Annotated in this window: 6 protein-coding genes; 5 read left to right on the forward strand and 1 reads right to left on the reverse strand. The window is 59.9% G+C overall.

Features of this window, described 5'->3' with window-relative positions:
• Positions 1 to 67 precede the first annotated feature (67 nt).
• Positions 68 to 2,794 (reverse strand): two-component sensor histidine kinase BarA, encoded by a 2,727-nt coding sequence (gene barA, locus GKQ23_RS05745; protein ID WP_212410005.1) that lies wholly within the window; start codon positions 2,792 to 2,794, stop codon positions 68 to 70.
• An 839-nt stretch (positions 2,795 to 3,633) separates the two neighbouring features.
• Here barA and relA point away from each other — a divergent pair.
• The 5 genes from relA to GKQ23_RS05770 all read left to right on the forward strand — a co-directional run bounded on the left by relA (position 3,634) and on the right by GKQ23_RS05770 (position 12,327).
• Positions 3,634 to 5,868, forward strand: a complete 2,235-nt coding sequence (relA, locus tag GKQ23_RS05750) for a GTP diphosphokinase (RefSeq protein WP_056232085.1) — start codon at positions 3,634 to 3,636, stop codon at positions 5,866 to 5,868.
• A gap of 611 nt (positions 5,869 to 6,479) precedes the next feature.
• The gene (gene mazG / locus GKQ23_RS05755) at positions 6,480 to 7,262 is read left to right on the forward strand and encodes a nucleoside triphosphate pyrophosphohydrolase (protein ID WP_212410006.1); all 783 of its coding nucleotides are present in this window, start codon (positions 6,480 to 6,482) and stop codon (positions 7,260 to 7,262) included.
• A 199-nt stretch (positions 7,263 to 7,461) separates the two neighbouring features.
• The gene (pyrG, locus tag GKQ23_RS05760) at positions 7,462 to 9,099 is read left to right on the forward strand and encodes a glutamine hydrolyzing CTP synthase (protein ID WP_056232088.1); all 1,638 of its coding nucleotides are present in this window, start codon (positions 7,462 to 7,464) and stop codon (positions 9,097 to 9,099) included.
• A 79-nt stretch (positions 9,100 to 9,178) separates the two neighbouring features.
• Complete coding sequence (gene eno / locus GKQ23_RS05765; protein WP_056232090.1) at positions 9,179 to 10,474, forward strand: phosphopyruvate hydratase; 1,296 nt, start codon at positions 9,179 to 9,181, stop codon at positions 10,472 to 10,474.
• A gap of 185 nt (positions 10,475 to 10,659) precedes the next feature.
• Entirely contained in the window at positions 10,660 to 12,327 is a 1,668-nt protein-coding gene (locus GKQ23_RS05770; protein WP_212410007.1) for a methyl-accepting chemotaxis protein, read from the forward strand.
• Positions 12,328 to 12,377 lie beyond the last annotated feature (50 nt).

Consider the following 12,377-nt stretch of genomic DNA (forward strand, 5'->3'; position numbering starts at 1 on the left):
CTGCACGCCAGCCGGGAACACCGGCAGCTCTGTCGGGAGGTGGCACCGTTACCGTCCCTGCCATGCCTTACAGCTTCAGACGTTTCTTCGCCAGCCCCGCCACGTTTTCCATCTCGTCCAGCAGTTCAAACAGCTCCGGCTCCACCGCCGCAATATCCTGCTGCTGGCGCAGGCCCTGCTCCAGCTGCTGGCAAAGCTGCTTCATACGCGGCACGCCGCTGTAGCTGGCGCTGCCGTGCAGCTTGTGAATGATATCGCGCAGGCTGGCGGCGTTGTTCTCCGCCATCGACTCCTCCACCAGTCTCTGCACCTCGGGCAGGAAATCCACCAGCATCCGCAGCAGATCTTCCGCCAGGTCGGGCTTATTGGCGGCCTGGCGCAGCGCCAGCGACCAGTCCAGCGAGGCCGGCACGTCGATTACCGGTAGCCGTTCGCCACCCTGCGGCAGGGCATAGCGTGCCAGCAGCACGCTCAGCTTCTGCTCGTCGATCGGTTTTGCCAGATAGTCATTCATCCCCGCGTGGATCAGCTGTTCGCGTTCCCCCTCCAGCGCGTGGGCGGTGACGGCGACGATCGGCGTGGTTGCATGCTGTGGCAGGGCGCGGATCGCCTCGCTGGCGCGCAGGCCGTCGATGTCCGGCATCTGGATATCCATCAGAATAATGTCCAGCTTCTGCAGCCGCGCCTGCTGGATCGCCGCTTCACCGCTGTCGCACAGCACGATCTCCTCGGCCTGCTCCTCCAGCAGGGCACCAATCAGCTTAAGGTTGGCCGGATTATCATCCACCGCCATCACCCGCAGCGGCAGACGCGTATGCAGCGGCTGCGGTCGGCTCTCCCGCGAATGGTAGTCGACCAGCGCGGGCAGCAGCCGGGTCATCGACAGCGGCTTAACCAGGCAGGCGGTCACCCCGCGCGCTTTCAGCTCTTCAGACCACATCTGCATCTGGAAAGGCAGCGCCAGAATCAGGTTGTCGGCGCGCTGCAGCAGCGGTTTCAGCTGCTCGCCGCCTAGCCCGGCCTCCGGCACCGCGCTGACCGGCATCCCCAGCAGCAGCACGTCAAAGTGGGCGTCCGGCAACTCCTCCAGCGTCGGGCTGTAGCTGACGTGCATCGGCGTGGCGTTGAGCATCTCGAGCGTGGCGCGCGCCGCCGCCACGTTGGCCTCAACGTAGGCCAGCCGGTGCCCGGCAATGCAGTCCATCACCCGCGGGTCGCTGGCGGCGTTAGGGTTCAGCGCCAGGTTGATATGGAACCAGAAGGTCGAACCGTGGTTCAGCCGGCTGTGGAAGGAGATCTCACCGCCCATCTCACCCACCAGCCTCTGCGTGATCACCAGCCCCAGCCCGGTGCCGCCGTGGCGGCGTGAGATGCTGGCGTCCGCCTGGCGAAAGGCCTGGAACAGCTGGGACTGCTGTTTCTCGGAAATTCCGATGCCGCTGTCGTGGATCTGCACCTCCAGCTCCATGCGATTATTGCTCAGCGCGCGTTTCTCCACCCGGATATCGACGTTGCCGCGCTCGGTGAATTTAATCGCGTTACCCAGCAGGTTGACCACGATCTGCTGCAGGCGCAGCGGATCGCCGATGGCGTTATCCGGCACGTCACTCTGAATATTCAGCGTCAGCTCCAGCCCTTTCTCATGCGCCGACTGTGCCAGCAGCACCACCACTTCATCCAGCGTGGCGCGCAGCGGGAACGGAATGGTCTCCAGCACCAGCTTGCCGGCCTCCAGCTTGGAGAAGTCCAGCACGTCGTTAATGATGCTCAGCAGGTTGTTGGCCGAGCGTTCGATGGTGTTGAGATAGTCACGCTGGGTGGTGTTCAGCGCGGTTTTCAGCGTCTGGCGGGTAAAGCCGATCACGCCGTTGAGCGGGGTGCGCAGCTCGTGGGACATATTGGCGAGGAACTCGGACTTGATGCGCGCCGCTTCCTGGGCGCGTTTTTTCGCCAGGTCCAGCTCAACGTTCTGGATCTCCATCTGCTCCAGCGTTTCCCGCAGGTCGGAGGTTGCCTGGTCGATGTTCTGCTGCATCTCTTCGTGGTAAGCGGTCAGCGACATTGCCATCGAGTTAATGCCGTTTTTCAGCACGTCGAGTTCGCCGAGCATATAGCCTTCGACCCGGCTGTCGAGCTGGCCGCGACGGATGCGGTCGACGGTGCTGACCATATTGCGGATCGGTCCGGTGACGTCACGCATCAGCCGGTAGGCGAACAGCATGGCGATGCACAGGCACAGCAGCAGCAGCAGGGTGGAGATGAATACCTCTTTGTACTGCTGCAGCCGCACCGACTGCAGGTCGAGTTCAATCACCACGTAGCCCAGCGGATTGCCGGTTGGCTTCGCCTCCTGCCCCGGGGACTCATCGGGGAAGTAGCTTTCCGAAAGGATCGGCGTGCGCAGGATCACCGAATTGCCGTGCCGCTCTTTTAAGTATTTTCCACTGAGCGGCGCATGGTCCGGCAGGCGTAGCAGATCGGGCGACTGATGGTAGTTCGAGGTGACGAACAGCTGATTTTTATCGTCGAATACCGAGATTGCCCGCACAATTTCTGAATGACGACGGTGCAGCAGGCTGACCAGCTGACGCACGGACTCGCGGCTGTGAAAGGTCATGCCATACTCGCTGGAGACCGCCAGCGGTTCAATGATGTTGGTACCGGCATCGGTAAGCTGACGCTGCAGTTCGTTATAACGGTTGACCACGAAAAAGGTCGACAGCAGCAGCCCGATCATCAACGTGGGGGCGAGTATCAGAATCATCATGCGCGCCCGCAGGCTGTATTTGGTCATGCTGTATTCCCTGTGCGAGGCCTGGGCGATCCTTCGCCGAGCGGGTGCGTCCTGGCCGAATCCCGGGTCGCCGGAGGGCGACGGTGGATGATTGCCACCGCCGTGAGCCAGCGGTGAAACGAATGACGCAATTCTACTCTCTCTGCGCCGGAACTGGCAGCCCAAAAGCCGCGCATCATAAAGAGGTTTTGGTCCGCTGAGCGGGACTGAGCTGGGCGATATCTGCGAATGCCCTGTTCTGGTGCCTCGTTATGGAGCAAGCCCTGCGCCTTGCACCGTTTTAGCGTGCAGCGTGCGTGCGCACTGACGGCGTTAATATGTTCAGCGGCGAAGGCGGCGTCAGGCGCAGGCATTCAGCGAAGTTTAGCGTAAAACTGGAACGGTTTTCGCATAAGCATCAGCTGCCACGAACCCGGCGATGGCTGACGCAATGCGAAACGCCCTGCAGGCAGGGGGTCGTTGCTGCGTTATCATCCCTGATGCGAGTCGCCTGACGAGTCGGCAGAAATGGCCTACACTGCCCTGGATAAGGCCGACAGCGACAGAATTGCGTGCTGTTTTACCGCTTCACAATGGGAAGTTTTACTCTCACAACCGGAAAAGTGGCTTAAAATGTCGCAGGTGTGGAGGGCGTTGCAGCATTCGGGGGGAAGGCTGCGTATAATGTTTCGCTGAACAGAATGAAGACGGGCATGGGACGGTCAGAGAGTACTGACGTCCGGCTACCAAATGGGAACGGGTCAGGGTGCGCGGCGGGGTGTGATATCGCGCGTGCCGGGGCTCATGGTGCTGTTTAGCCGAAAAGGGTCCCCCGAACCGGGGGGCGTGCAGGAGAGGATATGGTTGCGGTAAGAAGTGCACATCTGAATACGGCCGGTGAGTTTGCGCCCGACCAGTGGATCACCAGTCTGGGGATCGCTAACCAACAGTCATGTGAACGTCTGGCCGAAACCTGGCGCTATTGTGAAACGGCGACCCAGGACCATCCGGACGCCACGCTGCTGCTGTGGCGCGGCGTGGAGATGGTGGAGATCCTCTCCATGCTCAGCATGGATCTTGAAACCCTGCAGGCCTCGCTGCTGTTCCCGCTGGCCGACGCCGGGGTAGTCAGCGAAGCGGTGCTGGAAGAGCATTTCGGCAAGGCTATCGTGCTGCTGGTGCACGGCGTGCGCGATATGGACGCCATCCGCCAGCTGAAAGCCACCCATAACGACTCGATGGCCTCCGAGCAGGTGGATAACGTGCGCCGCATGCTGCTGGCGATGGTGGAAGATTTCCGCTGCGTGGTGATCAAGCTGGCGGAGCGCATCGCCCACCTGCGTGAGGTGAAGGACGCGCCGGAAGACGAGCGCGTGCTGGCGGCGAAAGAGTGCACCAATATTTACGCCCCGCTGGCCAACCGCCTCGGCATCGGCCAGCTGAAGTGGGAGCTGGAAGACTTCTGCTTCCGCTACCTGCACCCCGATGAATACAAACGCATTGCCAAACTGCTGCACGAGCGGCGCATCGATCGCGAAGGCTATATTGATACCTTCGTCGAGTCACTGCGCGCGGAGATCAAGAAAGAGGGTGTCAAGGCCGAGGTGTATGGCCGGCCGAAACATATCTACAGCATCTGGCGCAAGATGCAGAAAAAGGCGCTGGCCTTTGACGAGCTGTTCGACGTGCGCGCGGTGCGCATCGTCGCCGAACGCCTGCAGGACTGCTATGGCGCGCTGGGTATCGTGCATACGCTGTATCGCCACCTGCCGAACGAGTTTGATGACTATGTCGCTAACCCGAAGCCCAACGGCTATCAGTCGATCCACACCGTGGTGCTCGGGCCGAAGGGCAAAACCGTTGAAATTCAGATCCGCACCCGGCAGATGCATGAAGATGCCGAGCTGGGGGTGGCCGCCCACTGGAAGTATAAAGAGGGCTCAACCTCCGGCAGTGCCCGTGGGGCGTCCGGCCATGAAGGGCGCATTGCCTGGCTGCGTAAGCTGATTACCTGGCAGGAAGAGATGGCGGATTCGGGCGAAATGCTCGATGAAGTTCGCAGCCAGGTGTTTGATGACCGGGTCTACGTGTTTACCCCGAAAGGCGACGTGGTCGACCTGCCGGCCGGCTCGACGCCGCTCGACTTCGCCTACCATATCCACAGTGATATCGGCCACCGCTGCATCGGCGCCAAGATCGGTGGACGCATCGTGCCGTTCACCTATCAGCTGCAGATGGGCGATCAGATCGACATTATCACCCAGAAACAGCCGAATCCGAGCCGCGACTGGCTGAACCCGAACCTTGGTTACATTACCACCAGCCGCGGACGCTCGAAGATCCACGCCTGGTTCCGCAAGCAGGATCGCGATAAGAACATCATCGCCGGGCGGCAGATCCTTGACAGCGAGCTGGATCATCTCGATATCAGCCTGAAGGACGCCGAGCGGCTGCTGCTGCCGCGCTATAACTTCCATACCCTCGATGAACTGCTGGCGGCCATCGGTGGCGGCGATATTCGCCTCAACCAGATGAGTAACTACCTGCAGTCGAAGCTCAACAAGCCGAGCGCCGAAGAGGAAGATCGCGAAGCGCTGCGCCAGCTGACGCAGAAAACCGCCAGCAGCGTGCCGCGCAGCAAAGAGAGCGGCAGGGTGGTGGTGGAAGGGGTCGGCAACCTGATGCACCACATCGCCCGCTGCTGCCAGCCGATCCCCGGCGACGACATCACCGGTTTTATCACCCAGGGGCGCGGCATTTCGATCCACCGTGCCGACTGTGACCAGCTGGCCGATCTGATGTCACATGCGCCGGAGCGCATTGTTGACGCGGTGTGGGGGGAAACCTATTCCAGCGGTTATTCGCTGGTGGTGCGTGTTACGGCCAACGATCGTAGCGGCCTGTTACGCGATATCACCACCATCCTTGCCAATGAGAAGGTCAACGTGCTGGGCGTCTCCAGCCACAGCGACACCAAAAAGCAGCTGGCGACCATCGATATGGATATCGAGATCTATAACCAGCAGGTGCTGAGCCGGGTGCTGGCAAGACTCAACCAGGTGCCGGATATTATCGATGCGAAACGTCTGCATTAACTGGCTGGGTGGCGGAGGTGCTGCTGTTGCAGGCATTATGTCGCTGCAGGTTCCGGTGCTCTGGTCGGCCGCTGGCGACAGATCGCCGGGACGCCGTAAACACCTCCCTGTGGGCTCGGATGCCGCATCCTTGCGGCATACGCCCGGCTAACCTGCTCGCCAGCGGCCTCCCTTCTTGCATTTGTGTGGCTGTTCTAAGGGCGTAGCTTCTCCTTCTGGTGCCAGGTTCGGCCGCTGGCGACAGAACGCCGGGACGCCGTAAACACCTCCCTGTGGGCTCGGATGCCGCATCCTTGCGGCATACGCCCGGCTAACCTGCTCGCCAGCGCCCTCCCTTTCTGCCTGTTGTATCGCTGTTTTTAACGTTTAAAATACTGGCTTCGAAGTAAAAGCTGGATATGCTTTCACAGCGATTTCCGTTGTTACGGGCAATCGGGTATATCCGGTTTAGCGGACCGTCGGCGGCCAGGGATGGCCGCCGCCGAGCGCACATGGATGTGTTTATAGCGTGTCCGCGTTCCGGATATACCCGATACGCCATGCACCGGAACCATCAGCGACTTGCTCTTCAGCAGTGATTTGTTATTTCTCACAATTAAATGGATAAAACTATGACTTCTCTCGATCGCCTGCTGGGCATCATGAAAACCCTGCGTGACCCTGAGCACGGCTGCCCGTGGGATCGCGAGCAGACCTTTGCCACCATCGCACCCTATACGCTGGAAGAGACCTATGAGGTGATCGACGCGATCAACCGCGCCGATTTCGACGACCTGCGCGGCGAACTGGGCGATCTGCTGTTTCAGGTGGTGTTCTATGCGCAGATGGCGCAGGAGCAGGGGCGTTTCGACTTTAACGACATCTGCACCGCCATCAGCGACAAGCTGGAGCGCCGCCACCCGCATATCTTTGCCGGTGCACAAGCCGGCAGCAGCGCCGAGGTGCTGGTCAACTGGGAGCAGATTAAAAGCGAGGAGCGGGCGGATAAGGCGCAGCACTCGGCGCTGGACGATATTCCCGCCGCGCTGCCGGCGCTGATGCGCGCGCACAAAATCCAGAAGCGCTGCAGCAACGTCGGCTTCGACTGGACCACCCTCGGGCCGGTGCTGGACAAAGTGTATGAAGAGATCGACGAGGTGATGCACGAAGCGAAGCAGGCGGTGATCGATGAGCAGAAGCTGGAAGAGGAGATTGGCGATCTGCTGTTTGCCACGGTCAATCTGTCGCGCCATCTGGGCAAAAAAGCCGAAACCGCGCTGCAAAAGGCCAACACCAAATTTGAACGCCGCTTCCGCCAGGTTGAGCAGATTATCACCGCTCAGGGGATGAGTATGCCGCAGGCGACGCTGGAGCAGATGGAGGCCGCGTGGCAGCAGGTAAAGTCAGAGGAATAATTGGCTGACACGATTCAACAAAAATGTGACGCGCGTCAACCTTCTGCGTGGCGAAATCAGGTAATGTCAGGGCGGTAAATGCGGTGGCGGTAACACAACCGGAAACGATCAATTGTCGTTCCGGGGTGTTTCGGGTATACTATTTTCCCGTCCTGGTATTTCATTCCATCGTCTTTAAACCTACATTCTCAGGTTCAGCATGACAACGAACTATATTTTTGTGACCGGCGGGGTCGTTTCCTCTCTGGGTAAAGGCATTGCTGCCGCTTCCCTGGCTGCAATCCTTGAAGCGCGCGGTCTTAACGTGACCATCATGAAGCTGGATCCGTATATCAACGTCGATCCGGGCACCATGAGCCCGACTCAGCACGGTGAAGTGTACGTCACCGACGACGGCGCAGAAACCGATCTGGATCTCGGTCACTACGAGCGTTTCATTCGCACCAAGATGAGCCGCCGCAACAACTTCACCACCGGCCGTATCTACTCAGAAGTGCTGCGCAAAGAGCGTCGCGGTGACTATCTGGGCGCGACCATTCAGGTGATCCCACACATTACCAATGCCATCAAAGAGCGCATCATCGAAGGCGGCGAAGGCCACGATGTGGTGCTGGTTGAAATTGGTGGCACCGTCGGTGATATCGAGTCTCTGCCGTTCCTTGAAGCCATCCGTCAGATGGCGGTGGATGTGGGCCGTGAGCACACCATGTATATGCACCTGACCCTGGTGCCCTATATGGCCGCCGCCGGTGAAGTGAAAACCAAACCTACCCAGCACTCCGTGAAAGAGCTGCTGTCGATCGGCATTCAGCCAGACGTGCTGATCTGCCGCTCTGACCGCGCCGTACCGGCCAACGAACGCGCCAAGATTGCGCTGTTCTGTAACGTGCCGGAAAAAGCGGTAATCTCCCTGAAAGACGTCGACTCAATCTACAAGATCCCGGGCATGCTGAAATCGCAGGGCCTCGACGACTTTATCTGCAAACGTTTCAACCTGAACGCACCGGAAGCCAACCTGGCCGAGTGGGAGCAGGTGATTTACGAAGAAGCTAATCCGGGCGCGGAAGTGACCATCGGTATGGTCGGCAAGTACGTTGAGCTGCCGGATGCCTATAAGTCGGTGATTGAAGCCCTTAAGCACGGCGGCCTGAAAAACCGCGTCACGGTCAACATTAAGCTGATCGACTCGCAGGATGTGGAAACCCGCGGTGTGGAAGTGCTGAAGGATCTGGATGCGATCCTGATCCCGGGCGGCTTCGGCTACCGTGGCGTGGAAGGCAAGATCATGACCGCGCAGTATGCGCGCGAGAATAATATCCCGTACCTCGGCATCTGCCTGGGTATGCAGGTGGCGCTGATGGAGTTCGCCCGCAACGTGGCGAACATGCCTGGTGCCAACTCCACCGAATTCCAGCCGGACTGTAAGTACCCGGTGGTGGCGCTGATCACCGAATGGCGTGATGAAGAAGGCAACGTTGAGCAGCGCACCGAGCAGAGCGACCTGGGCGGCACCATGCGTCTGGGCAGCCAGCAGTGCCAGCTGACCGATGACAGCCTGGTGCGCAAGCTGTACGGCAGCGACACCATCGTTGAGCGTCACCGTCACCGCTATGAAGTGAACAATATGCTGTTGCAGCAGATTGAAGCGGCCGGCCTGCGCGTCGCGGGTCGTTCCGGCGACGACCAGCTGGTGGAGATCATCGAGATCCCTGACCACCCGTGGTATGTTGCGTGTCAGTTCCACCCGGAGTTCACCTCCACGCCGCGTGACGGACATCCGCTGTTCAGCGGCTTCGTGAAGGCAGCAAACGAGTTCCAGAAGCGTTTGGCAAAATAAGTGTTTTCATAACGCCCTGAACTTCGGTCTCAGGGCGTTGTTGTCTAAGTTTAAGTTAACTTGTACTGAGGAAAAACTAATGTCCAAAATCGTAAAAGTCATCGGCCGCGAAATCATCGACTCCCGTGGTAACCCGACTGTAGAAGCAGAAGTTCACCTGGAAGGCGGCTTTGTTGGTCTGGCTGCGGCACCATCAGGTGCTTCTACCGGTTCCCGCGAAGCGCTGGAACTGCGTGACGGTGACAAATCTCGTTTCCTGGGCAAAGGCGTAACCAAAGCCGTTGCCGCTGTTAACGGTCCTATCGCTGACGCCGTAACCGGTAAAGACGCGAAAGACCAGGCTAACATCGACAAGATCATGATCGAGCTGGACGGCACCGAGAACAAATCCAAGTTTGGCGCTAACGCCATCCTGGCCGTTTCTCTGGCTGCTGCGAAAGCGGCCGCTGCCTCTAAAGGTCAGCCGCTGTACGAGCACATCGCTGAACTGAACGGCACCGCAGGCAAGTTCTCTATGCCACTGCCAATGATGAACATCATCAACGGCGGCGAGCACGCGGACAACAACGTCGACATTCAGGAGTTCATGATCCAGCCTGTTGGCGCGAAAACGCTGAAAGAAGCGCTGCGTATCGGTTCTGAAGTGTTCCACACCCTGGCAAAAGTGCTGAAGTCTAAAGGCCTGAGCACCGCGGTCGGCGACGAAGGCGGCTACGCGCCAAACCTGGGTTCTAACGCCGAAGCACTGGCCGTTATCGCAGAAGCGGTAAAAGCAGCAGGCTACGAGCTGGGCAAAGACGTTACCTTGGCGATGGACTGTGCGGCATCTGAATTCTACAAAGACGGCAAGTACGTGCTGGCTGGCGAAGGCAACAAAGCCTTCACCTCTGAAGAGTTCACCCACTTCCTGGAAGACCTGACCAAAGATTACCCAATCGTCTCTATCGAAGACGGCCTGGACGAATCTGACTGGGCGGGCTTCGCATACCAGACCAAAGTACTGGGCGACAAAATCCAGCTGGTCGGTGACGATCTGTTCGTGACCAACACTAAGATCCTGAAAGAAGGTATCGATAAAGGCATCGCTAACTCAATCCTGATCAAATTCAACCAGATCGGTTCACTGACCGAAACCCTGGCTGCGATCAAGATGGCGAAAGACGCCGGCTACACCGCGGTGATCTCTCACCGTTCAGGTGAAACCGAAGATGCCACCATCGCTGACCTGGCGGTCGGTACCGCTGCAGGCCAGATCAAAACCGGTTCTATGAGCCGTTCTGACCGCGTAGCTAAGTACAACCAGCTGCTGCGTATTGAAGAAGCGCTGGGCAACCGTGCGCCATTCAACGGCCTGAAAGAAGTTAAAGGCCAGTAAGCTGCGTTAATCCCCGCCGTCACCGGCGCGGAATAACCGACAAAACCCCGTCTGCGGACGGGGTTTTTTTATGCCTGTCGCTACACAAATTCTGGCACCCGGCCTGCCGCCGAGGCTAAAGTTCCCGCCGTTGTTAACCGATAATCAGTGGTGTCCGCCATCCTCCCCACTACAGAGTGAGCACCATGTTCAAAAACGTTAAAGTTGTCACCAGCATCCTTATTATGCTGCTCATTTTCAGTGCGCTGCTGCTGGTCTCCAGCGGGCTGTCGTTTAACGCCATCAGCCAGGATAAGGCCAACTTCAACCGTGCCGGGATCCTCACCCAGCAGCAGGGGCAGCTCAGCGACGCATGGCAGACGCTGGTCAAAACCCGCGTCACCATTAACCGCGTGGCGATCCGCATGCTGAAGAAGCAGACCGATGACGCCTCGCTGGCGGCGATGGCGAAACTGCTTGGCCAGGCGCGCGAGACGCTGGACGACGCGCAGCAGCACTTTAGCCAGTATCAAAATATGCCAATGGTCAGCGGCGAGAGCGCGGCGCTGGCCGACGCGGTCGGCGCGCGCTACCAGCAGCTGCACGGTCTGCTGCAGCAGTCGATTCAGTTCCTCGCGGCGAACAACTATGAGGCCTACGGCAACCTCGACACGCAGCAGGCGCAGGATGAGCTGGAGAGCACCTATGAGCAGTGGCGGGAGCAGAACCGTCAGCTGCTGCAGGTGGGCACGGACCAGAATCAGCAGGGCTACAGCAATATGCTGTGGACGCTGGCGTCGGTGCTGGTGGTACTGGTGGTGCTGCTGATCGCGGTGTGGCAGGGGATCCGTCGCGTGCTGCTGACCCCGCTGCAGCAGCTGCTGGCGCATATGCAACGCATTGCCGCCGGTGACCTGTCGCAGACGCTGGCGGTCGAAGGGCGCAGCGAAATGGGCCAGCTGGCCGATGGGCTGACGCAGATGCAGCACTCGCTGATTAACACCGTCAGCAACGTACGCGACAGCTCAAACGCCATCTATACCGGCGCCAGCGAGATTTCTCAGGGCAACAGCGACCTCTCGTCGCGCACCGAGCAGCAGGCCGCCTCGCTGGAGCAGACCGCCGCCAGCATGGAGCAGCTGACCGCCACGGTGAAGCAGAACGCCGATAACGCCCGCCAGGCAACGGTGCTGGCCAGAAACGCCTCGGAAACCGCCGGGAAGGGCGGCCGGGTGGTTGACGGCGTGGTGAAAACCATGAGCGAAATCTCCGACAGCTCGCGACGCATTGCCGATATCACCAGCGTGATCGACGGCATCGCTTTCCAGACCAATATTCTGGCGCTGAACGCCGCGGTGGAAGCGGCGCGGGCCGGCGAGCAGGGCCGCGGCTTTGCGGTGGTGGCGGGGGAGGTGCGTAACCTGGCCCAGCGCAGCGCCCAGGCGGCGAAAGAGATTAAGGGCCTGATCGAGGCCTCGGTCAGCCGGGTCGACGCCGGTTCGCAGCAGGTGACCACCGCCGGAGAAACCATGAATGAAATCGTCAGCGCGGTGGTACGCGTCACCGATATCATGGGCGAGATCGCCTCGGCCAGCGACGAGCAGAGCCGGGGTATCGACCAGATCGGCGTGGCGGTCACCGAGATGGATCGGGTGACCCAGCAGAACGCCGCGCTGGTGCAGCAGTCGGCGGCGGCCTCGGCCTCGCTGGAGGAGCAGGCCAGCCGCCTGACCCAGACGGTGGCGGTGTTTAAAATTGGTCAGCCGGCGGCGGTGGCGCGGGTGGCGCCCGCGTTACCCGCGCTTAAAACCCCGCAGCTGGCGGCTCCGCGCAAGGCGCTGGCCGCTGATGAGGGCAACTGGGAGACCTTTTAACGACTGAGGACGGCCGGAGGGCACAGGATGGTTGGTGTTGCTGCCGCAAT

Origin of the sequence: Erwinia sp. E602, from assembly GCF_018141005.1 — a bacterium.
Classification (GTDB): Bacteria; Pseudomonadota; Gammaproteobacteria; order Enterobacterales; family Enterobacteriaceae; genus Erwinia.